This window comes from Chryseobacterium sp. GM_Chr_2 (genome assembly GCF_026540445.1).
GTDB lineage: Bacteria > Bacteroidota > Bacteroidia > Flavobacteriales > Weeksellaceae > Chryseobacterium.
This window is the reverse complement of sequence record NZ_JALNUD010000003.1, coordinates 232,338-257,883: the sequence shown is the minus strand read 5'-3', so window position 1 is coordinate 257,883 and position 25,546 is coordinate 232,338. Positions and strand designations below refer to the sequence as shown.

The window sequence follows — 25,546 nt, the reverse complement described above, 5'->3', positions numbered from 1 at the left end:
TAAGATTATGGATAGTCCGGTTGAAATTCCTTACCAAAGTTTCATTAAAATCGATAGAAATTCTGAGGTTTCTATTTACATGCAAATTTCAAATCAGTTGATTAATGCAATACAACGTGGTTTTTTGCCTTTCGGAACGAAACTTCCGGGAACGAGAGCTTTAAGCCAGATTTTGGAGGTTCACAGAAATACAATCGTTTCTGTTTATGATGAATTATTTGCTCAAGGTTGGGTAGAAAGCCTTCCCAATAAAGGAACTTTCGTTATTGGAAAAGATCAGGACAAGCCTTTAGAAATTAAAAATTTTGAGAAAAGACACCTCGAAAATTATCCAAAAACGACTGGATTTTTGTTCAAAATGTCCAATATTTTGGATAATCCTTTCGAATATTCAAATTGTGAATATATTTTCAACGACGGAATTCCTGATATTCGTTTAACCCAAATCGATCAGCATTCCAGAATTTACAGCTCTATTTTAAAAAGGAAAGCCCATAAAATCGGACAATACAATCAGGATGGGAGTGAATTTTTCAAGCAAAATCTTTCAAAATATCTAAATTTATCAAGAGGATTACCAATTTCAAAGAGTAATCTTTTGATTACAAGAAGTACCGAAATGAGCATTTATATTGTTTCTGAAATTCTTTTATCTCAAGGAGATACGGTTTTAGTCGGAGAATTGAGTTATTTTTCTGTCAATATGATTTTCCAAAAAGCTGGAGTGAAAATTCAGTCCATTCCGATTGATGATGACGGACTCAACGTAGAGGAAGTCCGTAAAATCTGCGAAAAACAGAAGATTAGAATGCTGTATCTTACGCCACATCACCATTATCCGACCACTGTTACTTTGAGTGCTCAAAGGCGATTAGAACTTTTAAATCTTGCCAACGAATTCGGTTTTATCATTTTAGAAGATGATTATGATTACGATTTTCACTACGATAAAAGTCCGATTCTTCCTCTTGCAAGTGCCGACACCAACGGAATGGTTGTTTACATCGGATCTTTCGGAAAATCTTTAGCACCAGGTTTTCGTACAGGGTTTATCGTTGCTCCTGAAAATCTGATGATTGAAATGCGAAAATACCTCGGAATTATCGACAGACAAGGAGATGTTTTGATGGAACATGTTTTGGGCGAAATGATTGCAGAAGGTGAAATCAATCGATATTTAAAGAAATCTTTGAAAATTTATCAGGAAAGACGTGATTATTTTTCTTTATTATTGAATGAATATTTAGGAGAATGTATTGATTTTCAGAAACCTTCAGGCGGATTGGCCATTTGGGCAGAATGGAAAACTCCAATTAATCTAATGCAGCTAAGCAGAGCTTGTGCAGATGATCATCTTTTTATCCCAAAAACATTACTGTATCAAAATAAAAATCTTACAGCAATGCGCTTAGGTTTTGGAAATCTAAATTTCGATGAAATGGAAAAAAGTATTCTTATTTTTTCAAAAAATGTAAACCTCGTAAAGTAATTTAAAGTTTACTAATTAATTTATTTAATATTAAGAGTTTATAATATAAATAAGTGAAAAAATATTTCATCATTCTGTTCTTGAATCTAAATTAGGATTTATTTTTTATTAAAAATTATACAAAGTATTGATAAATTCATTATATTTGAAGCACGAAATAATTTTTTTTCATCATTTGTGTTTTTTTAGGCCCCTATCTTTTTAGGGGCTTTTTGTTTTTTCATTAATATTTTTTAGGTAATCCTCCTTTTATTACTAGCGGGTATCCAATTTATTTTTTTACATATAATGCAATGACCTCCTTTTCCTATATTTTTCTCTTCTGTATGTCCGCAAAAAGTACATGCATAATGACCTTTTTTAATAATCTGTTCTGATGATTTATCTAAAGAATGAGGTAAAATAGGTAAACCATATTTCACATTTTCCTCGTCAAAAAAGAAAACACTGATTTCTCCAGAAACTTCTTCAATAGCCATTTCTATTTGGCCAAGTTGTGAAATACCCTTTAATCTTAATTCGGAAAAAAATTCATCACTACCTAAGTTTTCTTTCTTGAAATTTTGAATAGCAAATTCACCATTTTTAATCAGGCAAATTGATTTCCCTTCAACTAATGTCTCGAATTTTTTATTTTTACTTATAAAAAAAGTAACAATGCTGTAAAGAATAATTATCACTATAAATACTATTATTGAGGAAATTATTCCCACGTCTTTATTAAACATAGGATCTCCTGCTGCAGAACCTAAGCCAATAATTACAACAAGTTCAAAAATAGACAATTGCTTCACCCCTCTTTTTCCTAAAATTCGTAAGCCAATAATAATTGCAATAAACATAATTGCTGTACGAAGAATAATTTCCAGAAGAAATGACCACTCTTCATGACCCATCAATAATTCTTTCCAATTAAAATTTAATAAAAATAAAGAGAACATAGAAAATTATTTATTTTATCAAATCCAAAAAACAGACCAATAACAATCGGTTTTAGCGATAATAATGATCGAAAAAAAAGTGTTTTTATAAATTAATAATTATAGGGAAATTTGCATTTTATATTTACACTTTTCTAATGAAAATAATTCCACTGAAAGAAGGTAATTTCTCAACCAATAAAACGAAAGATTTTACTTTATTAACTGATGAAAATTTTGATGAAATTAAAGGTATTAAAATGTCGGTTCAGCCGTTTTTAGTTATTACAAAAAATGATTACATCCTTTTAGATGCTGGTATTGGCTGGAAAAATAATGCAGGAGAATTAATTATACTAGAAAAATTGAAAGAAAATAATATCAATCCGGAGCAAATAACAAAAGTATTACTTTCTCATCTTCATAAAGATCACATTGAAGGAATTTTAAAATCTACAGACAGTGGTTTTGAATCTAATTTTCCAAATGCTAAAATTTATATTCAGAAAAGAGAACTAGATTTCGCTCTGCAAAACACAGGAAATTATTCCTTTGATTTTGATACTTTGGAGAAAATTATTCAGTTGCCTCATATTATTTGGATGTATGACAATATCGGAAAAATCAACAATGAAATTTCATTTGAAGTTACCGGAGGCCATACTCCTTTTATGCAGGTTTTTTGGATTGATGAAGCAGGAAAAACCATCTTTTATGGTGCAGATAACCTTCCACAAGAGTCTTATCTGAAATATCATTTGGCATATAAAAGCGATTATGACGGGAGAAAAGCAATGGAACTAAGACAACTTTGGCAACAGCAGGCTGAAGAAAACCATTGGAAAGTTCTTTTATATCACGATCTTGAAAAGGCTATTTTGGAATTTTAATAATTATAATTGATTGAACCACTTATAGATATCTACTTCAGAAGCAATATTCAGTTTTTTTCTTAATCTGTTTTTACGATTTTGAATGGCTTTTGGGGTAACAAAAGTGTAAGTGGCAATCTCTTTAGTTGATAGATTAAGTTTTAAATAAATACAAAAAATAAGCTCCGAATTCTTCAGATTGGGCTGTATAGCGAATATTTTATCAAAAAAATCGGGATAAACCAATCGGGATTTGTTCAAAAGACGAGGCGAGTTTTCTTTCGCTAATGTTATAATCTCATCCTGTGCCAAAATTTTTTGGTTTAAATCGTCTAAATTTATTTCCGCTTTGTCGTTTTTCATACTATTCTTTCTCATCTCTACTCAATTCCGATGCTTAAATGCAAAGGCTCTATTCCACTCTTAAACTTTAATTTACTATTTCTCAAAAAAATAAATAAAATTCGTCTTTTTGATATATTATTTTCATTATTTTTGATATTTTGTTTAAAATTATAAACACCTAGGTATTCATATAATTTTAAGGTAAGAGCAAAGAAATAAAAAATGATTAAATTTTCACTGAATTGCAATACCACATACATACCACGCGGATCGCAATTTTGCTAATATTTATCATTTTTTTTCCTCATCAAATATCTGTTAGTTAAATCTTGGGGTCAAAAGTAGAATATTATCGTCTTATAAATTTATGATTACAATCAAGCATTTTGTGTTTAGACATCAAAATAGCTTTAAACCATTGTTTATGGGTGATATCACAAAGTTTCATGGTATCTCTGTGGTATTTTTTATCACTATTTATAGATTAATCTATCATTTCTTTGATATTTGAAAAATATTCTCAAATCAATATTTTTTAACTAAAATTTTTAATAAAAGCAAGTTTTCAAATTCTTATTAAAATGATATGTTATGAATAATGATTCTAAATTATTTAATACTAAAATCTATTGTATTAGAGTTTTTTGTACGAATATGGCATAGAGAATGTATTAGGAAACAGAACAATATTACTTTAACAAGTTTATCTTTAAATAATTGAAAATTATAGAGTTATTACCACTTAATTATATACGCTTTATGGATGCAAATAGTTTTAGAGGCGACTTTTGGTCGGCTAGAAAGATTGAAAACAGTTATCTCATTAGTATAAAAGAAAAATCAAGCTTAAAAGATGCCCTTACCGATTTTATTATAAGTCAAAAAATAACAACCGGAAAAATAGTTGGGGTTGGCTCAATAAAAGATGTTCTGCTTCGTTTTAAAAATCCAGGGACTAAAAAGCATTTTAATGTGAAATTTAATGCTAAAAATATGACCGCCAATATATCAGGAAGTGTCTGTAATATTGATGAAAGCCCCATTTTAGAACTCAATGTAACTTTTGATGAAGAACATCATGCTATGGCAGGCGATCTTTTGGATGCTAAGATATTAAATAAGGGTGAATTTTTCCTCCACCCCTTAAATACTCAGGTTATTTATTTTAATAATGATAACGACAGGTTTTTATCCTAAATCGTACATCCATCATCATCACAAGAATTTCCTTGATCTGATAAATTTATAAACGGTGATTCCGTTTCTTTAAAGGTCTGTCTTAAAGCATCTTCAAAAACATTCACAGGTTGCGCTCCAGAAACAGCATACTTTTCATTTAATACAAAAAACGGAACGCTACTAATCCCATGATTTCTGGCTTCCAAAATATCCTGATTTACTTCATAATCAAATTCATCAGAGCTTAGTACTTTTTTAGTTTCTTCTTCATTAATTCCTAATTCTGAAGCTAAAGAACTTAAAACATAAACATCAGAAACATCTTTTCCATCTGTAAAATGAGCTTTAAACAAAAGTTCTTCCATTTCATTTGCCTTATTATATTTTTTAGCCAAATGAAGAATTTTATGCGCTGAAAAAGTATTTGTGATTAAAGCTTTACTAAAATTAAATTCCAAATCGGCAGCTTTTCCAACTTCAGAAACATGATTCATCATTTGCTGAGCCTGAGATTCTGGAAAACCTTTCTTTTCTTTAAAATATTGCGAAGTGCTGATGGCTTTTCCAGATTCCAATGTAGGATCCAGCTGAAAGCTCTTCCACTCTACTTCTACTTTATCTTTAAAAGGTAATTTTTCGAGTGCCTGCTCAAAATTATGTTTTCCTATATAACAAAACGGACACATCACGTCTGACCAAACTTCTATTTTCATTGTTTAAATTTTACGAACCAAATTTAATTCTTTCACTTTATATGTAAAATGAAAATTGATAGGTGAAAACTATTAGTATCATAAAAAAAAGAGGCTGCCTCAGCAACCTCTCATAATTCAATTTTTTACGGTTTTAAATCTGTAAACTGTTTATCCGAAGGAAAAACATGCTGCACTTTTTCTACTACCAATTCTTTAGGTAGCGAAAATTCTACATTTTGTTTAATATCCTGCGAAGAAGCTCCGATTGAAACTTTATATTTACCTTGTTCAGCAACCCATGCACTTTTAGCGGTGATAAATGATGCTAAATCTTTCGGACTTAAACTTAAAGTAATAGTCTGAATTTCGTTTGGCTGCAATTCTTTTGTTTTTGCATAAGCTTTCAATTCAGCCTTTGGTTTGTCAATTGATTGATGAGGAGCTGATAAATAGAGCTGAACAACCTCTTTTCCAGCTACTTTTCCTGTATTTTTCACATCAATGCTTACTTCAACTTTATTATTGAAAGTTGGCGAACTGATCTTTACATTAGAATAATCGAAATTCGTGTAAGATTTTCCGTAGCCAAACTCGTACGACGGTTTTACATTGAATGTATCGAAATAACGATAACCCACGTACACTCCTTCTTCATACGTTACCTCTTTAGGATTTTCAGCAGGAACTCCAGGGAAATTCTTTGCTGAAGGCGTGTCTGAATATTTCACAGGGAAAGTCATCGTCAGTTTTCCTGAAGGATTGATCTTCCCTGACACTACATCAGCAACAGAGTGTCCACCTTCCTGACCAGGTTGCCAAGCCAAAAGAATTCCATCTACTTTATCTTTCCACGAAGCAGTTTCAATTACTCCTCCAATGTTTAGAATTACCACCACTTTTTTACCTTTTGCATGGAAAGCTTTGGAGATTTTATCCAACATTTCTGTTTCTTCTGTTGCTAAGTTAAAATCTTCATTCACTACTCTATCTCCGCCTTCTCCGGAGTTTCTGCCCAGCGTTACAAAAGCAATTTCAGAAGTTTCTGCTTTTTTGGCATAGAAAGCATCATCTAATTTCATTTCAGACAATCTTCCCGGAAGTCCAAGAATTCCCTTTTTCTTTCTTTCAACCAATTCTGCAGCAGCTTCTTTTTCTGCGTGGGGCTTGTATAAATCAACCAGTTCTTTGTCTAATTTGTATCCTGCAGCATTCAAACCTTCCAAAAGAGATACGGTGTGCTTGTTGTTCACGCTTCCGCTTCCTGTTCCACCAGTAATCCAAGCGTAAGAAGTCACTCCGAATAACGAAACCTCTTTTTGCTTGTCTGCAAAAGGTAATGCATTTCCTTCATTTTTAAGCAAAATCATTCCTTCTGCCGCTGCATTTCTTGTTACCTGCGCATGTTGGGTCAGATCAGGTTGATCGCTGTATTTATATTGTGCAAAAGTTGGTGTTTTGAAGATATACTCTAAAATTCTTTTCACATTCAGATTGGCAACTTCCTTGGATAATTTTCCTGAATTCAAAGCTTCCAGTAACACTTTTTTCTGCGCTGGAATTCCAGGCATCAACAAGTCATTTCCTGCATTCATCTGTTTTACCACGTCGGAAATTCCGCCATCTTTAATCGATTCAAACCCCGGGAACCCTCCGAACCAGTCGGTCATTACAATTCCTTTAAAACCCCATTCTTTTCTCAAAACCTGAGTTAAAAGATCATGACTGTCTGAAGTATAAACACCATTCAGCTTGTTATAAGAAGACATTACCGTCCATGGCTGAGATTCTTTTACGGCAATTTCGAAATTTCTCAGATACAATTCTCTCATCGCTCTTTCCGAAACATGTGCATTGATGGTTAATCGATTAGTTTCTTCATTATTAGCAGCAAAATGTTTGATAGAAGTTCCCACGCCTTGAGACTGAATTCCGTTCACAATTGCCGCAGCCGTTTTACCAGAAATCAAAGGATCTTCAGAATAATATTCAAAATTTCTTCCGTTCAATGGGTTTCTCTGAATATTCAAAGCAGGCGCTAAAAGTACATCAACACCATATTCTTTCACTTCATTTCCCATTGCTTTTCCAACCTGTTCCAGAAGCGTTTTATTCCAAGTTGAAGCCAAAGCCGTTCCTACAGGAAATGCCGTTGCATAATACGTTTTTGAATCATTTTCTCTCGTTGGCTGAATTCTCAAACCTGCAGGGCCATCGGCAACAATCGTCGCAGGAATCCCGAATCTGTCAAAAGAATCTGTTCCACCAGCGGCTCCAGGAACCAAACCTTGTTTTGAATCTCCAACAGGACCTGTCAGAACTTCAATTCCGGGCATTCCTGTTCCGATAAGAAGATTTACTTTTTCTTCGTTGGTCATTTGCTTGATGATGGCATCAATTCTTTTGTCAACCGAAAGACGCGTATCTTCCCAAGTGTCTAATTTTCCGTTTTTGTTTAAATCTTTAAACGTTTTTCCGTCAACACTTAGCGTTGGAGTATTCTGTGCCTTTGCAAAAGGCGATGCAGCCAATAAAGCCAAGAATAATCCTGAGTATTTTGCTTTTTGAGAAAGCTTGATTAATGTGGATACATTCTTCTTCATATTTTATTTTTTAGAATTAAACATTTTTAGTTTTACATAGAAATCTTCAAACATCAATCTTGTATCAAGATGGGTGTAAACTCTTATATTTCTACCGTTGGAATTGTATTCGTAAGCTCCATTATCATTAATTTTCGGAGCATTTTTTAAGACATAACTGCTTGATGATGGGTCTGCTTCAAAAGAAGACTGAAGCGCCGTTAATAAAACCAACGGACTGTCGCCCATGATATACGTTTCGCCAACCAGTAAATTGAATTTTTGCGTTTTAAGCATCAAATCTTCAATTTTTTGCGTTAAATAAGCTCCCGTTTTTCCTTCAGGTTTCACTTTACTCAGTAATTCGGCATAAGACATTAAAGTCTGTCGATACGTATTTCTTGGAACTTGCCAAATATTTAAATTAGATTGATTGAAAACCACCTGAGCCGCTTTTATATCAATTCCTAAATTATATTCCAAAGGCGTATAACCAGGCGGCGGAGTGGCTAAATCTGAATATTCGGGACCGCCAATCCAAACCACAACGATTTTGTCGGCGATTTTTGGTTCCATCAGATAAGCGCTTGCCACTTCTGTTAAACCGGCACCACAAACTATAAACAGAGGATTTTTCTCATCAGCTTTCATTGCTTCGGCAACGATTGCTTTTGCACCTTCGGAAATGTTTGGTGTTTTGAGATCTTTCAACTGATCATTTGAACCTTGAAAAACTTTAAATTGATTTTTCAAATTCATCACATCAAGTGTTTCACTCACTTTTTTTACTGCATTTTCGGCAGTAATTTTTGATGAATCAAACGGATCTCCGGGTTTCAAATGCGAACCGATAATTCCACGAATTTCTGTGGAAGGTGATAAGATCTGATGCACTAATTGAAATAATCCATCCGGATCGCCACCAAAATCATTATCGACAATAACGCGGTAGCGCGGTTTTACGTATTTATCCATTTCCGAAATCACGGCAGTAGACTGTGCGGACACAGCCATTGCCGTAAAAAAAGAAACTATATTAAAAATTGATTTCATTTTTTATTTTTTAACAAAAAAGTGTCGATGATTTTCTGGTAGGATTTTATAAATCTCTCGCTGATTATGCAGATGGAGCAGATTTTAATTTTACTTATCTGAAAAATTTGTTCAATCTACATGAGATTTTAATCAATACATTCTTTATGATTTAATTAAAATATTATAAAAATTTGTGGAATCTCAACCAGTCAAGATAAACATCAGACCATTTATCAACAGGAAGATTTTGTTTTCCCATTCCGAAACCGTGACCTCCTTTTTCATAGATATGAAGTTCGGTTGGTTGTCCTGCTTCCAACCATTTATTGTAAAGTAAAACTGACTTTGGAGCTAATTTCAACTGGTCATCACTTGCTGCACAAATGAATAATGGAAGTGGAGATTTCGGAATTTCTGTATCTAAAATTTCCTGACTTGGTCCGCCGTAGATTGAAGCTGCGAAATTGGGTAAGGTTGAAGCATCTCTGCTGTGAAGAATGCTTTCTAAAATTACACTTGCTCCTGCCGAAAATCCGATTATACCTAATTTTTCAGGATTGATGTTCAATTCTTTTGCGTGAGTTCTTACATAAGAAATCGCTGTTTTAATATCTTCTCCTGCCATTACTTTAATCGGTGCAGTTCTCTTGTCGAAAGCCGGTCTGTCTTTGATGTTTTCCATCATTTCTTTGGCGGGGTTATTGGATTTTGTTTCCAATAATCTGTATTTTAAAACCACTGCAGTAATTCCGTTTTCTGCGAGTTTTTTTGCCATATCAATTCCTTCGCGGTTGATTGATAAACTTTGAAAACCTCCACCCGGAGCAACAACGACAACAGCTCCGTTTGCTTTTGATTTATCGGCTTCGAAAACTAAAATTGAAGGTTGGGTAACGTTGAAAACAACTTCTGTTTTAAACAATTCATTGAATTGCTGTGCTTCTTTCTGCGTCCAGTTTTCTGTTCCCGGCGCTTTTCCTTTGTATAATGGAATTGATTTTTGAGCATTCATGCTGTTTAAACCGAAAAGGAATAAACTTGCTATAATTAATTTTTTCATTGATTTCTATTATTTTAAACGCAAAGAGCGCAAAGATTTTTTTTAATTATTCTGTATATTTTTCGTTCGCAAAGGCGTTTCACTCAGCGAAGACCGCATTAAACTGACAGTTAGTTTGTCATTCCGTAGGAATCTCTGCACGAATTGAATTTTTAGATTCCACGCTCCACTTCGTTTCGCTCTGAATGACAAACATTCTGCTAATTCTTAACCGCAAATCTCACGCAGCCCGATTTGAGCGAAAATCCTTTTTTGCTTGGTCTTCGAGTTCTATTTAACTGATATTGTCTGCAAAAAAGATTGGGAGCCCTTCGACAAGCTCAGGATAAACTACAGGCGGAAATAGCTGCCCTAATAATTAATATTTTACTCGAATAATTGCGGAACAAACTCGTTCAAATAAGTTCTCCAATTGCTCCAAGTGTGACCTCCCTCAGATTCTACATATTGATATTTAAAGTTCATTTTGTCGAGCTTCTGACGGTATTCTGTGACGTTTTTGTAGAGAAAATCTGTCTTTCCAATCGCAATCCAATACAGTTTATAAGCATTAGTTTGCTGAGTTTTCAGTTTTGAATCTAAATTCTGGTAAATCGGACTTTTCTTTTCGTCAGGCGGAAGAATCGCTGGAGAAAATAACCCTACATAATCGAAGGTTTTCGGCTGATTGGCAGAGATGTACAACGAATGGAAACCACCCATCGAAAGTCCGGCAACTGCACGGTTTTTAGCATCGGCCTTTGTTCGGTAATTTGACTCTGTGAAATCCATAATTTCTTTGAAATACGTTTCCATATCGCCTGAGAAAATATCTGGCGTTCTCATATCAATTTTGTAAAAACCTTTCGACGATTCGCCTGGTGCAGCGGAATTGCTGGTGTGACCATTTGGCATCACTACAATCATTGGTTTTGCTTTTCCTTGGGCAATCAAATTATCTAAAATCTGCGATGCTCTTCCCAAAGTCATCCACGCCTCTTCGTCGCCACCCATTCCGTGAAGCAAATACAAAACAGGGAATTTTTCTTTTGAATTTTCGTAACCAGGAGGTGTGTAAACGGTTAATCTACGGTCTTCTTTCAGTCCGTTTGATCTGTACCATCTTTTGGAAACTGTTCCGTGCGGGACATTTTGAACTTTGTAATTTTCGGATTGTTTTCCGTCAATCAAAATCATACTCATCACCGACGAAACATCACGCACCTGGTAAGAATTGTTTGAGTCGTTGGCTTTTACGCCATCAACAACGAATGAGTAGGTATAAATATCGGGATTGAAATCATTTTTTGCGAACGACCAAACACCGTCCTTATCTTTCTGTAAATCGACGGAACCGGGCTCCATTCCTTTGGACGGAAACCAGTTTCCCTGCAGTTTTACGCTGTTCGCATTGGGAGCAAGCAGACGAAAGGTCACATTCTGACCATTGATTTCGGGAGAAATTAAGTTTTTCTTTCCGCTGAAATCAAGACTTTCCTGAGCAAACATTAATGAACTAAGCATTAATGAATAGATTGTGTATTTGATTTTCATATTTTAATTGTGTGTATTTAAATTTTAAACATTAAGAAATTAAGTTTTAAAGAGTTTTTACTTAATGTATCTTAATGAAAATCAATTTATTGATTTCTTTATTTTTAATAATTGTAGTCTTTCTTAAATCCTTAATGTTGAAATATTTTAAGAATAAACTTTGTTTATTTTCATTAAGAAAAATAAGTTTCGTTAAAACCGGACATTTTTAGTCCGGTTTTAAGACATTCATTAGTATCAATTATGAATCATTTTTAAATTATCTTACCATGATGATGACACGTTGATATCTCGTCAATGCAGGAATTCCGTTGTCTGTGGCTTCTAAAATCAGGTGAATGGTTTGTCCGCTTTTTGCTGTTTTTGGAACAATGATTTCGGGATTTAAACTGTCTGATTTTGAAATTTCAACATCACCATTATAGGTTCCTGCTTGCTTGAACTGCCACCATTTTATCGTCACTTTATTTCCGTCCGGATCGGTTACAGAACCGTACAAGGGAACTTTTTCACCTGCCGAAGAACGGATATTTGTTGGACCTGAAATTTTTACAATCGGTTCGTGATTAGCTTTGGAAAATGTTGGTGTAACCGACCAGGTTAATCTTGCTGCAAAATCATTCATCGCTTGTGGTAAAAAGTTTGGGAAAGCCAATTCTTTCTCCGATTTCTCTTTGGAAGCCATCGAATTGGCCATTGCTTCTGCGCTGTTATTTCCGTCCGCTGCATTATCGAAAAACATATTGGAACTGGCTTTTGATGCAGGTTCAATTCCGCCCCAACCGCCATAAGAACCGTATTCGTAAGCACGCAATCCGTTTCCGAGCATATTCATAAAGGTAAAATTGTCGCCTTCACTTAAGAAAGAACCTTTCGGCTGTAACGGCATCCAAACTTTATAGCCCTGCTTTTTCAGCTCTTCAGCTGTTACGCCTGAAAATCCAAAGAAATCTACGATGTCATTTTTTACCATCTGTTTTCCGTCGCCCCAAACTCTGTACAATTCGCCAAAAGTGCCTTTATTAGAGATATTTTTCTTCATCCAATCGGCGGAGAAATATTTTGCATTTTCCGGAGTGGCTTTCAAAGGAGCAGTGTAACCGTAATTTGGTCCGTCCACAAATTCTCTGTAATCCAGTTTTGGCCAATTGGGTTTGATGTAAGAAGCATACGTATCATCTTGGTCGCCAGAAGGTAAAATGACTAATTTTCTGGCAACCTTAGTCTGAATTTTTTCCCAATCTGTTGTATTTTCAAACTCTTCCTGAATGGATTTCAAAGCTCTTGCAATCGTGCTCAATCCGCCCCAAGCGGTGACGTACAATTTTCCTGGTTTGTTATCGAGAATGGCTGCTTTAATTAAATTTGAACCTTCGGAATCTTTAGAAATATCGCCATCAAACTCAATATTTCCGTATTTAATTTTTGATTTTAACACTTCCGGAGAAGGATAATTCGGGTTATGAACTTTTAAATTGGAATAAGATTTAGCATACGCATCCACCGCATCGTGAATGAATTTTTCATCTTCTCCCCATCTCCAGGATTCACAAGGACAAATTCCCGTTCCAAATCTTGAATATTCTCTGCTCGGAACAAACCATTTTGTACCCTTTCCGTCGCCTTTCCAGTGAAATGCGCTGCTTGCATAAACCAATCCGTCAATATCCAAATCTGAGCTATACAACAAAAAACGAATCATCGAATTGCTGTCATCCAATTCCGGGTCTGCTGTGATGATAATTCTTGATCTTTCCTGATTGGAAACGGTTTGAGACTGTCCGAAAACTGAGCTCATCATCAGGAAACCAACCGCCAGATTCTGAACTTTTTTATAGGTCTTGAAATTAATTTTCATTGTTTTTCTTTTTAGATAAAAGATAAAATTCTGAGCCCGTACAAAACAGACTCAGAATCTTTTCAATTACTTTTTATATTTCTCTGTTCTTGCGTCTTTAATCACACCAGACCAGTTCATTCCGTATCCGAAATCATAGTTATGACCTTCGGAATCCTTGTGCGTTTCCATATCGTAAGGCACGTCTTCTTGCTGCTTTTCAACAGTCGCCATATTTGCAGGCATCTGAAGCGGAAGCAATCCTGAAGGTTCGTATTTTCCTGTTACGATATCAACTACCGCTTGATTGGATACATTGAAATTCATCAGAATCGCATCAGCGTGACCTTCAAATTCGTTGAAAATCATCGGTTTTGAAGCCGTTACAGAAACAATCACAGGTTTTCCGTTCATTGCTTTGTATGTGTTTTCAATGGTCAACAAATCTGTGAAATTGGTAACCGTTGAAGTTTTATTTTTGAAAGTTCTGTCGTGTACATTTGGTGCAACAACAGGGTCGCCTGCTGCGATACTTTTTTCACGAGCTTCTGTCGCTGTATAAGTCTGATATTGAAGAGAAATTGGCAAGTAACCGTTTCCTCCTTCTGCAGCATCGATATCGCTGTAACCGCCTTCTTCACTGTGTGGGCTTTTCACAAAAACCAATGCGAAATCCGCTTTTGTCGGGTCTTCGGTTACATCGAAATGTTTTTTAATTTGATTAATATCAACTGGGAAATCCAAAGACGGAGCCGTGTAAATTCCCCACCAGTTAAACGTTGCCGGAGAATATCTTTTCGGAATGTAAACCGTTTTTCTTTCTTTGATGGGAAGAATATTCGCTTTGTTTTTCAATAGCACGATAGATTTTACCTGAGCTTCGTAACCCGCTTTCATAAACTCAGGATTACCAACGATTTTCTTGGTTTCTTCAACGTTCACGTAAGGATTTTCAAACAATCCAGTTCTAAAGAAATTTCTCAACAAACGAACTGCAGACTGCTCAAATTTAGCACGGTAAGCTTTTTCGCCGTGTTCTTTTACTCCCATTTGATACGCTTCCAAAACCGGTCCTTTATCATTATTTCCTCCGAATTGGTCAACACCTGCTTCCAACACTTTATAATGACGCTCCGCGATTGATAATTTTTCAGCACCCCAAGGTTTTCCGGCAAATCCACCCGGCGTTTTTGGTTCGTCAGCTGTAATCAACCAGTCGGTACAAACTACACCGTCATATTTGTATTTTCCACGAAGTAAATCTGTGATTAAATATTTGCTGTAACCGTTTCCAACGTTTTCGCCGTTCTTAGTATCCTGATTAAAACTAATCGTATAATAAGGCATTACCGCAGAAGCTTCTTTGGTTCCACCAGCTAATTTAAAAGCGCCTTCCGTAAATGGTTTTACGTGATTTTGGAAATTATTTCCCGGATAAACTGCAAATTTTCCCATTGCCCAGTGACCGTCGCGACCGCCTTCTTCAGGTCCACCTCCCGGCCAGTGTTTTACCATTGCATTCACACTTTTGTTTCCCCAACCGTTTTTGCGGCCAGAAGTGGTTTGGAAACCATCGATGTAACCTCTTCCTAAATCCGCCGTTAATTCCGGACTTTCAGAGAAAACGTAAGCGATTCTGTACCAACGAGGTTCTGTTCCCAAGTCGATTTGTGGTGATAAAGCTGTTGAAATTCCCAAGGCTCTGTATTCCTGAGCAGCGATATTTCCAAATTTTCTAACCAATTCAGGGTCGAAAGTTGCTCCCATTGCCAAACCATCCGGCCAAAGAGAAATTTGTCCGCCTGCTCCTTCATTAAATTCAGCCGTTACAGTTGCAGAATGTCTCGGGTCTGTACTGTTATTCGCAGGAATTCCCAATCCTAAACCTTCAATATAAGCCTGAATATTATTACTCCATTGCGCTGCAATTGCAGGAGATTCAACCGCCGTTACCAAAACGTGACGAAGATTGTCTTCCTTTAAAAATTTCTTTTGTTGGTCTGTTAAATCAGAAGCTTTTGCGCCACTTTCTTTGTATAACATTCCGTTATATTTTCCTGCTCTGAAACCATCTGCAGGAGCGGGAACGGATTGATGACCGCTGTATAACATCAAACCTGCAATCTGTTCGATAGACATTTTTGAAGCTAAATCTTTGGCTCTTTCGTCAACAGGAAGTCTCCAATCTTCATATTTATCGAGTTTTCCGTTTCTATTTAAATCTTTAAATTTATTTCCACCAACAGTTAAGATTTTCACACCTGAATCTGTAGAATATCCCAAAACAGGACCTTTAGAATTCGTAACTGTCTGAATGTTTTGCGAAAATGCTGTTACTCCTAAAAATAATGCAGCAACATTTAAAACCTTTCTTTTCATTGTTTACATTTTAGAAATTAAAGCTTACTGAGAATTGACCTGTTAATGGCATAATGTACGTTCCCGTCAACAATTTTCCGTAGAATGGACTTGCATCGGTAATCAATTCAGCACCGTTGATGGTTCCGCTGGCTCCTCTTTGGTTTAAGAAGTTAATTACAGTTGCACCAACATTGATATTTTTATTAACCGTATAGCTTACCCCACCGAAAGTTTCCCATCTTGGCGCGAAGTATAAAGCATTGGTCAAATTCGCGTATTGTTTTGAGAAATATCTGAAGCTAGCCCAAAATCTCCATTTATCAATGGTATAACTTGGATCTATCTCCATTAAAACTTTAGAAACACCCAATACATTTTTATCAGCATAATTATAATTTTCGCCAAATGCACTGAAAGCAAAATCTTTGTACACCGGATTCTGGAATGTAATTAAATAATGGAAGTTAAACCCTTTGAAAGGTTTCAAAACAAAATCCGTTGTCCAACCCAAAGTCTGGATGCTATAATCTACACTCGCCACTTCAACCTGTGTGCTATTGTTCGGGTTTACAAGATTGTATCTTCCTAAATATCCATTTTTTGTTAACCAAGTTGCCTGAGAAATCAATTGAATAAAATCTGTATTCCAGAAAACTCCGATCGCCCCCAAAGGACTTCTGATTTTCTTCATATCCGGAGTAAATGGCTGAGAATAACTCTCCAGTCTTCTGTTTTCTTCGGTATAAAGGAAGTTTGCCAAAACACCGAAATTTTTGCTGATATTATAGGTAGCATTTACGCTTCCGCCAACATGAAACCAGCTTTCATTGATGTTTTGGAAATCATTCACTCCAAAAACAAAATTAGGTGATCTCGGCGTCATAGAAAACTCACCATCAATGATATGATTTCTTAAATGAAGCCCGTAGCTTAGGTTAAAATTATCAGATACCTTCCAATCATCAGAAGCGTAAACGGATAGTTTATTTTCAGTTCCACTGTGAAATTCTCCTCCGACATTATAATTGTAGAAACCGTTTGCATCGGTTGACGGACCAATTAATCTTTCAGGCTGGGCACCAACCGTTTGGAAGAAAAATGATCTGTTGGATGTGAATTTATCAATATTATAAAACTGTTCTAAAATTCCAACTGTTACATTGTGATTGCCGATTTGCTTATTTAATGAAAAACGACCTGCAATATTCGTGATCGGTGTTTTAGGAGTATACATTGCCAATTGCGTTCCCACAGCACCGGAATATGCCTGACCGTTTGAAGCCAGCGTATAACCCGCCGAAGAATCTGCATTGAAAATACTCAAAGGGATGATATTCGCCATCTTCACATTCGCGAAGTGTGCTCTTGTTGAAAATTTAAAATTCCAGCCGTTGTTTAATAAATAATTACCTAAAATATCGATATTATGAGCTTTAGAACTGTTGTCATTACCGCTCATTCCTGCCCAATAATCCTGCCCTGTCAGAATATCTTTCATTCTGATCTGTCCGTCATTTACAACGTAAGAATCTCTACCGATTTTAAAGTTATCAAGCTCAGTTACTTTACCGTTTTCGCCATATTGGAAAACCGCATAATTTCCTACATTATAAGAGTCTGAATATTTATATAAAAATGAAATCTGCCCTCTGTCATCTTTAAAATATTTCGTAGCACCCGCTCTGAAAATTTTTGTTTCATCAACATTTCTGGCAAAGCCAAGTTTAAAAGTACTTGGATCATAATTGGCAAAAGCACCAACCGTGTAAGTCCAACCGTTTTTAGTAATCGGTCCGGATACATTTACATCGCCTTGCAGCCATCCAAAAGTACTTGTGGTAAACTTCCCTTTTAGTTTAAAATCTTTCGTTCCCGTCTGAGAATAAGAGTTTACCGCGAAACCAAGATCGCCCATGGTATTGGCTAGCTGATCCATTTTTAAAAGCCCCGTTCTTTCTAAACCTACGCTTTGTCTCCATGTTTTGCTTGGAAGCTCGGGCCAGAAAAAGTAAACGGCAGGAAGATCATTTTCAAGGATGGTGATTCCTCCAACCGTCGCCGGCAAACCGATATTTACATCTCTTGGGCTCGTGTTGTTGGCTGCGTTAAGCATCACATTTCGGTTGTTGTCTTCTTTGGATGAAGTCGTAACGGTCTTTACGCCTTCTTCAGTTTTTGAAGCTTCTTTCAAAGCGTTTTTCACCGCAAGGCTGTCTGTTTCCTGCCCAAAAGCTACGGCAAAAGAAAGCATTAGCCCTAATGCTGAAATTTTTAAAGTTGATTTTCTCATCGTACAGTTAGTTAGTATAATTTCTTCTTTGTTGTTTCTTAAGTTGTTGTTTTTGTTTTAAATAAAGGCATAGGAATATCCTGCATCCAAAAAATCATTGGATGGACTTTATTTTTTCATCAGCACCGGATTGATTGTTTTTCTAAAGCCGGTTTATCAGCAGCATTGTATCATCATTACATTGATATTGGGAGAAACCTTATCAGCTTCAAGCAATATCTTTATTTTAATTGAATGATCTTTAATGATTTTCAACCAAAATATACTCTCTGGAAAGAGTACGATTCGAATAAATTCAGATTCAAAAAAGTGTTCATTTTCATTGCTTCAATATGAAACATTACAATACTACATTGTTTCATCGGATTCACCAAAAAAAATATTAAATTTTCTTAATATTTAATATAACTAACTGTTTTACATTTAAATAAATTTAGAATAATAAAATATTTTTCATTGATTCTTAGTGAAACAATGATTAAAATCACGTTAAAATTTCCCCAAAAAGTACCTCAAGGCATCAATTTTGGTGTCTACTCCAATTTTTTATCACTAAATTTGTAAATACACATTTTTCTCACTTCTAATAATGGATTCTAAAGAACAACTTTTAAAAAAATCGATTGAGGCAAAAGAAATTTTTATCCCTCATCTTTCTGCCGATCCTGTAATTTTTGGTTTCGATCAAAACGAGCTGAAAGTTTTGCTTTTAAAGATGAATTACAGAAAGCAATGGTTTTTGCCGGGCGGTTATGTGCGAAAGGATGAAGATTTAGATGACGCGGTGGTGAGAATTTTAAAAGACAGAGCCGGAATTACAGAAGTTTATCTGGAAGAATTTGCCGTTTTTGGAAAGAAAAACAGAAGTGAATTTTATTTTGAAGATTTTGATGAAACTCTTTTTCACAAACAGAGATTCGTAACTATTGGATATTATGCTCTTTACAATCCGGATCGTTTTAATCTGATTGCTGATGAATTCAGTGAAAGTTGTGAATGGATTTATTTAAGCGAGCTTCCCAATATCGAATTAGCGATGGATCACCGTGAGATTATTGAAAAAGCGTTATTAACTTTAAGAGAAAAAATTTCTCATAAACCTATCGGATTCAATTTATTACCTGAAAAATTTACACTTTCTGAATTGCAAAAATTATACGAAGTTATTCTCGGAAAAGAACTTAACAGAGGAAATTTTTATCGAAAAATTAAAAATTTAGGAATTCTAAAAAAATTAGACGAGCGAAGAACTGGCGGCGCTCACAAAGCTCCGGATTTGTATTCTTTTGATGAAGAAAATTATGCTAAGGCGCTTGAAAATGGTTTGAGTAACTGGTAATTACAAAAAATTGCTTTACCAATTTAATTTGATAAAGCAATCTTCTACATATTTCAAACTATTGATCTAATTCTTTCTGAAAAGCTTCAAAATATTTTGCCAAATGAAGGCCATCTGCTAAACCGTGATGTGCTTCTATAGAAACCGGCATCATCTTTTTGCCATCTTTAATACTGAATTTTCCAAATGCAATTTTCGGAATACATTCTTTAGGATCAAAATTGGTAGGATGTAAAATTGTGGTAAACGAACTCCAGGGAATCGTGGTGTGTCTGATATGATTGATCGGCAAAACATCGTTACTAATTCCTAGGCCAATTGAATTCTGAACTGTTTTTATTTGATCCTGCAATCTCTCATTAAACGTTTCAAAATCTTCAGAATAATGAAAAAATGAAAACCCAAAAGTTCCGTCTTCTCTTCCAATCGTACTTCCGACATGAACTTCATCAAACTGAATAACCTCACCGTCTACAATTCGTAATTTCAATTCATGAACAGAATTGATCGCCACCATAGATTTGTAAAGATAATAGGCAAAAAACGAAATTCCGTTTTCTTTTGCTTTTTCATACGCTTTTGTGCAATCCACCTCCGTTGTAAAACCGAAATAAGGACTTTTCATTTTAGAAAAAAATTCAAAATGTTCCTTTCTGTTCCAGCTTTCAATATCTATTACCTTCATTGATTTATTTTTTGCAAATTTCCATAAGATTTTCGGTTTTAAAAACTTTTGGAATATGAAATTTAATCGTAAAGTTTAATTTTAATTGGAACTATAAAGCATACTGAAATTTATAATCCGATGGACTTACTTTCATTAACTTTTTAAAATAATTGGTTAAATGGCTCTCATCCGTAAAACCAAACTCAAAAGCGATTTGCTTCATGGTCATTTGCCCTGACTGAATCCTTCTTTCAATGAGTTTTAACTTATAATCTGTAATATATTTTCGGTAAGAAATTTCAAAATTTCTTTTAAAATAAGATCCAAAATAAGTTTCCGAAATATTGAAATGCTTGGCAATAGCCGTTATTCTAATGAGTTCGGGCTGATAAATATTTTGATGAATGTAAGATATCAAATCATCTTTTTTGGGAGCATCTTTATCTACTTTCACATGTAAAAACTTAGCGGAAGCCTCACGAATTAAACCAAATAACGATAAAACCTGAAAAAACATAATGGGTGACTCTGAAACTTTGTTGAATCTATTATAGTCAATAATATTTTCCACCGTTTTTTTTAAAATCGTTTTACAGGGTTCATCAAAGGTTAGTTTTTCTTCTTTCAGCAACGCATTTCGCATAATATCTGTGGGAGAAGCTGTTGCAAGATTATCCGGTGAAAGATGTTTATTCTGGTCAAAATAACTGTCATTGAATTTAATAAAACAGAATTTGGTCGGTTTTTTGATGTCAAAAAAATGTTCATCATCTGGAGAAATAAGATAAAAATCGCCTGCTTTATAAGGAATTACAATGCCGTTGATATGATGATCGCCACAGCCTTTGAAAATATAAATCATTTCATAATACGTATGGCTGTGTTTGGGAAACGGATAAACAGATGCTTCAAAGGTATCAATTTCCAGAGGTTCAAACTGTTTTCTTTTCATGTCTTAAAATTACAATTTGTTAAACGATTTTTACAACCTGAAAATCATTTTTTTTAACAAAATTTGTATAGACCTTGAAAGATAACATTAAGATACTCAGACAAAGTTTCATCTCTGTCTCTTTTGAATTTTAAATCAATCGACAAATTATTATTTATGAAAATATTAAAAAGAATATCAGGAATTGTATTGGGAAGTCTTTTACTTCTTTCGTGTAATCAAAAAAATAAAGAAAATTCTACCGCATCCAACGAGTCATTATTGCTTGAAAATGTTCGTTTAATCGACGGAAATGGAGGAAATCCTATTGAAAACACCAAAGTTTTGGTTAAAGATGGTAAAATTGTTCAAATTGGAAATAATATTTCCGATAAAGAGGCAAAAAGTATTGATTTAAAAGGAAAAACAATCATTCCTGCTCTTATTTCTGCACATTCACATGTGGGAACCTTAAAAGGAACCACCACAAAACCTGAAAATTATACTGAAGAAAACATTCTTTCACAACTCAAAAAATATCGGGATTATGGGGTATTGAATGTCATGTCAATGGGTACAGATCGTCCTTTTCTGTTTGAAAGTGGTTTAAGAGATCGATCAGCTAAAGGAGAAATTGATGGCGCAAGAATTCATTCTGCAGGATATGGTTTTGGGGCTCCCAATGGTGCTCCGCCACTCGATTTTGCGATGGATAAAGTATATAGACCCACTTCTGTGAAAGAAATTCCGGCAGAGCTCGACAGTCTCAAAAAAATAAATGCCGAATTGGTGAAAATTTGGGTGGATGATTTTAACGGAAAATTTAAAGCAAAAGTAAGTCCTGAAATTTATAAAGCAATTATTTCTGAGGCACACAAAAGAAATATGAGAGTAGCTGCTCATGTGTATTATCTTTCAGATTTGAAAAAATTACTCGCCGATGGAATTGACGTGATTGGTCACAGCATCAGAAGTGAAGTGATTGATGATGCGACATTGACGCAAATGAAAGCAAAAGGCGTTGTTTATATTCCTACTCTTTCTTTGGACGAGTATGCTTTTGTATATGCAAAAAAACCTGAATGGATTAATGATCAGTTCTTCAAAAAATCTTTGGAACCTGGCGTTTATGAAATGATTACTTCTGAAAAATATCAAAATGATCTTAAAAATGCTCCGAACTTCAAATTAAATATGAAAGCCTTTGAAGTTGCCAAACAAAATCTTAAAAAAGTATATGATGCAGGTATTCTGGTAGCTATGGGAACAGATAGCGGCGCGATGCCTCTTCGTGCACAAGGCTTTTCGGAACATTTAGAATTACAATTAATGACGGAAGCAGGATTGACTCCTTTACAGGCATTAACCGTCGCTACAAAAAATTCAGCAAAAACATTAAAAATCGATCAAGATTTCGGGACTATTGAAGCTGGGAAAACGGCAGATTTTATTATTGTTGATGGAAATCCGGCGAAAAACATTCAGGATACCCGAAAAATAGTTTCAGTGTATAAAGCCGGAAAAGAAGTTTCTAAAGGAGTTTTAAATAAGTAAATAATGAAGAGATTTTTTGTTAGGTTAGCTTTTATTACCAACTTTATAATCGTAAATGCACAGTCAAATGTTGAAGTCATTTCAAAAATATATCCACCCAATCCGGATCCTTCCGGAATCGCAGTAAGTTCAAAAAACAGAGTTTTTCTTGGATTTCCTCGTCATGCCGATAATCATAAGGAATTTGCTTTGGCAGAATTAGTTAATGGGAAATTAATCCCTTTTCCCAATACAGATTTTGTGTATCCAAGTACAAAGCCTTATCAGGACTGGCTGGTTTCTCCGCATGGAATTTATATGGATAAAAATGATGTTTTATGGGTGTTAGATGATGGTAAAAGATCAGGTATCAAGGAGATTCCTTTAGGAGCCGCAAAAGTAGTGGGAATTGATATTCATTCTAAAAAAATTCTGCATTCAATCATTATTCCAAAACCTGTTTTGTCTGATGATTCACATTATAACGATCTTCGGGTAGATTTATCTCATGGTGAAAAAGGAACCGTGTATATAGCCAATTCAGGCTTTGGAGAACGGTATTCATTAGTGGTGCTGGATATTGCCACTGGAAAGGCGAGAGAGGTTTTATTACATCATAATTCCACTTCACCCGAACCCGGATTTATGGGATTTCTTGAAGGGAAACCTCTCGTTTATGATTTTAATAAACAAACTTTTCCCAGTGGCGGAGCAGATGGCATTGCATTAGGTCCAGATCAGAAAAAATTATACTGGACGGCTATTACTGGAAGAAAATTATACAGTATTTCTACTAATCTTATCAGTAATTTTAATACTTCTGAACAAGCAATTGAAAAAGCTGTACAGTTTGAAGGCGAAAGACCGGCGTGTGACGGATTGGCTGAAGATGAAAAAGGAAATATCTATTTCGGAGCCTTTGAGCAACAATCTATTGTTAAAAGAAAACCGGATGGAGAATATCAATTGATTTCTCATGATAAAGAAAATTATGTTTGGCCAGATGGTTTGGCCTATCGAAACGGATATGTTTATGTTACGTTAGGTCAGTGGAATCGTTTGCCCGGATTTAATAACGGAAAAGACTTAAGAAAACCGCCTTATCTGGTGGTGAAAATTAAAAGTGAATAAAAAGTAATATTTAAATTATAAAAATGGAATACAGAAAATTAGGAAATAGTGAATTAGAAGTTTCAGCAATCACTTTTGGAGCTTGGGCTGCCGGAGGTTGGATGTGGGGAAGCACAGACAGAAATGAAGCTATTGAAGCCATCAAAGCATCGTATGATGTTGGCGTAACTTCTATCGACACGGCTCCGATTTACGGACAAGGAACCAGTGAGGAAATTGTTGGGGAAGCGATTAAAGGAATTTCCCGTGATAAAGTTCAGATTCTTACAAAGTTTGGAATGCGTTGGGATTTGGCAAAAGGAGATTTTGCCATGCACAGCAAAGACAATAGCGGAAATGCTATCGACGTTTATAAATTTGCAGGAAAAGACAGCATTATTTATGAATGCGAACAAAGTTTAAAAAGACTAGGAACAGACTATATCGATTTATACCAAATTCACTGGCCAGATTCTACAACACCCATAGATGAAACTTTTGAGGCCGTTTCAAGATTAATTGAGCAGGGAAAAGTTCGTCATGCGGGAGTTTGCAACTATAACGTTCAGCAAATAGCAGAAGCTGAAAAAACATTGAATTTAGTATCCAACCAGATTCCGTTTAGTATGGTCAATCGCGGAATTGAAGAAGAAACTGTGCCTTATTGTATCGAAAACAATAAATCAATTTTAGCGTATAGCCCTTTGGAAAGAGGTTTGCTGACAGGTAAAATTCATAACGGTTACCAATTTCAGGAAGGTGATCACAGGGCAGGTCACAAACATTTTCAACCGGATTTTATTGAAAAAACCAATCAGCTTTTAGATAAAATAAAACCCATTGCAGATCAACACAATGCAAGTTTGGGGCAATTGGTTCTTAGCTGGACGATTGAAAGAGCCGGAATTACCATCGCGTTGGCCGGAGCCAGAAATGCAGAACAGGCCGTTCAAAATGCAAAAGCAATTGAGATCAATTTGAGCAAAGAAGAATTAACCACAATTGATGATTTGGTTAATCAGTTTAATTAACAAATTTGTTTAAACTTTTATATTTTATTACCCGTTGTGCATTTTGCAAAATTTTGGTATTAGATTCGTCGGTTCGAGTGTTTTTTCGTAACAAAGTGGAGAAAAAATGTATCGAGAACAGATTCATCTTCAAAATTGCAAACTTCTCGATACGATTTTTTTTCAAAAATCTATTCGAAGTGACGAAAACAAATCAAAATGCACAACAGATATTTTATTAATTATTTCAAAGTTTGTCATTCTGCAAGAATCTAAGCAATTCTAAACGTATAATATTGAGATGCTTTCAGCATGACAAGCTTTAAACTAAGGACAAATTTCCTAGCCCCGATTGCAACGGCATCCTTTTGCGTAGTAAAACGGAGCAAAAGATACAGTGGAAAGCGGGAAAAAGCTCCTTAAAAGAGTCAATAAGCTTACAAAAAAATTCATTATAAACAATGGAAAAAAGAAACAACACCTATCAACTTACCCTTAAAGAATTAACCTTAAAAGATAGTTCGGAAGGTGAAAAAATACTGACATTTGATTTCGACAATCATGATAATCTATTTCATATTTTCGATGTCATACAATCAAAAAATATATTTGACAATGAACAAACAGCACAAGAGTTTGCATTAGGATTAAAACTTTTCACCGAAGTTATGATTAAAAATAAACAACATCCTCTGTTTGAAGAATTAAGACCAGCAATTATGGAGTTTATGAAAAAACTAAAAAGCCAGTAAAATTGAAAA

General features: G+C 35.0%; 20 protein-coding genes. 8 read left to right on the top strand and 12 right to left on the bottom strand.

What is annotated here, in order from left to right:
- Positions 1 to 7 precede the first annotated feature (7 nt).
- A complete protein-coding gene (locus tag OXQ85_RS06730; RefSeq protein ID WP_267403056.1) occupies positions 8 to 1,489 on the top strand; it encodes a PLP-dependent aminotransferase family protein in 1,482 nt (493 codons plus the stop codon).
- Between the two features lie 233 nt (positions 1,490 to 1,722).
- Here the strand turns inward: OXQ85_RS06730 and OXQ85_RS06725 are convergent, their stop codons facing one another.
- Positions 1,723 to 2,430, bottom strand: coding sequence for a YetF domain-containing protein (locus OXQ85_RS06725; RefSeq protein WP_267403055.1), 708 nt, complete (start codon positions 2,428 to 2,430; stop codon positions 1,723 to 1,725).
- A gap of 137 nt (positions 2,431 to 2,567) precedes the next feature.
- Here OXQ85_RS06725 and OXQ85_RS06720 point away from each other — a divergent pair, with 137 nt between their 5' ends.
- Positions 2,568 to 3,299 carry an MBL fold metallo-hydrolase gene (locus OXQ85_RS06720; protein ID WP_267403054.1) on the top strand — a complete coding sequence of 244 codons (732 nt, stop codon included), beginning with the start codon at positions 2,568 to 2,570 and terminating at the stop codon, positions 3,297 to 3,299.
- Between the two features lie 3 nt (positions 3,300 to 3,302).
- Here the strand turns inward: OXQ85_RS06720 and OXQ85_RS06715 are convergent, their stop codons facing one another.
- Positions 3,303 to 3,644, bottom strand: coding sequence for a hypothetical protein (locus tag OXQ85_RS06715; protein WP_267403053.1), 342 nt, complete (start codon positions 3,642 to 3,644; stop codon positions 3,303 to 3,305).
- A 699-nt stretch (positions 3,645 to 4,343) separates the two neighbouring features.
- On the opposite strand from OXQ85_RS06715, the gene OXQ85_RS06710 reads away from it, so the two are divergent.
- Entirely contained in the window at positions 4,344 to 4,823 is a 480-nt protein-coding gene (locus OXQ85_RS06710; RefSeq protein ID WP_267403052.1) for a DUF296 domain-containing protein, read from the top strand.
- Here OXQ85_RS06710 and OXQ85_RS06705 read toward each other — a convergent pair.
- From OXQ85_RS06705 to OXQ85_RS06670, 8 genes are all read right to left on the bottom strand, one after another.
- On the bottom strand, positions 4,820 to 5,518 hold the full coding sequence (locus tag OXQ85_RS06705) for a DsbA family oxidoreductase (RefSeq protein WP_267403051.1): 699 nt from the start codon (positions 5,516 to 5,518) through the stop codon (positions 4,820 to 4,822). The genes OXQ85_RS06710 and OXQ85_RS06705 overlap by 4 nt on opposite strands.
- A 125-nt stretch (positions 5,519 to 5,643) precedes the next feature.
- Positions 5,644 to 8,100: a glycoside hydrolase family 3 N-terminal domain-containing protein gene (locus OXQ85_RS06700; protein WP_267403050.1), complete on the bottom strand. Its 2,457-nt coding sequence runs from the start codon at positions 8,098 to 8,100 to the stop codon at positions 5,644 to 5,646.
- Between the two features lie 3 nt (positions 8,101 to 8,103).
- Positions 8,104 to 9,132 (bottom strand): nucleoside hydrolase, encoded by a 1,029-nt coding sequence (locus OXQ85_RS06695; protein WP_267403049.1) that lies wholly within the window; start codon positions 9,130 to 9,132, stop codon positions 8,104 to 8,106.
- Between the two features lie 163 nt (positions 9,133 to 9,295).
- A complete protein-coding gene (locus tag OXQ85_RS06690; protein ID WP_267403048.1) occupies positions 9,296 to 10,174 on the bottom strand; it encodes an alpha/beta hydrolase in 879 nt (292 codons plus the stop codon).
- A gap of 366 nt (positions 10,175 to 10,540) precedes the next feature.
- Entirely contained in the window at positions 10,541 to 11,707 is a 1,167-nt protein-coding gene (locus OXQ85_RS06685) for an esterase (RefSeq protein WP_267403047.1), read from the bottom strand.
- Positions 11,708 to 11,966: 259 nt separating this feature from the next.
- Positions 11,967 to 13,565, bottom strand: coding sequence for a nucleoside hydrolase-like domain-containing protein (locus OXQ85_RS06680; RefSeq protein ID WP_267403046.1), 1,599 nt, complete (start codon positions 13,563 to 13,565; stop codon positions 11,967 to 11,969).
- Between the two features lie 66 nt (positions 13,566 to 13,631).
- Positions 13,632 to 15,923 carry a glycoside hydrolase family 3 N-terminal domain-containing protein gene (locus tag OXQ85_RS06675; RefSeq protein ID WP_267403045.1) on the bottom strand — a complete coding sequence of 764 codons (2,292 nt, stop codon included), beginning with the start codon at positions 15,921 to 15,923 and terminating at the stop codon, positions 13,632 to 13,634.
- Positions 15,924 to 15,933: 10 nt separating this feature from the next.
- Positions 15,934 to 18,195, bottom strand: a complete 2,262-nt coding sequence (locus tag OXQ85_RS06670; protein WP_267403044.1) for a TonB-dependent receptor — start codon at positions 18,193 to 18,195, stop codon at positions 15,934 to 15,936.
- A 589-nt stretch (positions 18,196 to 18,784) separates the two neighbouring features.
- Here OXQ85_RS06670 and OXQ85_RS06665 point away from each other — a divergent pair.
- A complete protein-coding gene (locus OXQ85_RS06665) occupies positions 18,785 to 19,534 on the top strand; it encodes an NUDIX domain-containing protein (RefSeq protein ID WP_267403043.1) in 750 nt (249 codons plus the stop codon).
- 58 nt (positions 19,535 to 19,592) lie between these two features.
- Here the strand turns inward: OXQ85_RS06665 and OXQ85_RS06660 are convergent, their stop codons facing one another.
- Together OXQ85_RS06660 and OXQ85_RS06655 are read right to left on the bottom strand one after the other, a co-directional pair.
- Positions 19,593 to 20,219, bottom strand: coding sequence for a chloramphenicol acetyltransferase (locus OXQ85_RS06660; RefSeq protein WP_267403042.1), 627 nt, complete (start codon positions 20,217 to 20,219; stop codon positions 19,593 to 19,595).
- 91 nt (positions 20,220 to 20,310) lie between these two features.
- Complete coding sequence (locus OXQ85_RS06655) at positions 20,311 to 21,153, bottom strand: AraC family transcriptional regulator (RefSeq protein ID WP_267403041.1); 843 nt, start codon at positions 21,151 to 21,153, stop codon at positions 20,311 to 20,313.
- Positions 21,154 to 21,309: 156 nt separating this feature from the next.
- On the opposite strand from OXQ85_RS06655, the gene OXQ85_RS06650 reads away from it, so the two are divergent.
- From OXQ85_RS06650 to OXQ85_RS06635, 4 genes are all read left to right on the top strand, one after another.
- Complete coding sequence (locus tag OXQ85_RS06650; protein WP_267403040.1) at positions 21,310 to 22,686, top strand: amidohydrolase family protein; 1,377 nt, start codon at positions 21,310 to 21,312, stop codon at positions 22,684 to 22,686.
- Positions 22,687 to 22,689: 3 nt separating this feature from the next.
- Complete coding sequence (locus OXQ85_RS06645; RefSeq protein WP_267403039.1) at positions 22,690 to 23,796, top strand: L-dopachrome tautomerase-related protein; 1,107 nt, start codon at positions 22,690 to 22,692, stop codon at positions 23,794 to 23,796.
- A gap of 23 nt (positions 23,797 to 23,819) precedes the next feature.
- Complete coding sequence (locus tag OXQ85_RS06640; protein WP_267403038.1) at positions 23,820 to 24,806, top strand: aldo/keto reductase; 987 nt, start codon at positions 23,820 to 23,822, stop codon at positions 24,804 to 24,806.
- Between the two features lie 440 nt (positions 24,807 to 25,246).
- Positions 25,247 to 25,537: a DUF3861 domain-containing protein gene (locus tag OXQ85_RS06635; RefSeq protein ID WP_267403036.1), complete on the top strand. Its 291-nt coding sequence runs from the start codon at positions 25,247 to 25,249 to the stop codon at positions 25,535 to 25,537.
- Positions 25,538 to 25,546 lie beyond the last annotated feature (9 nt).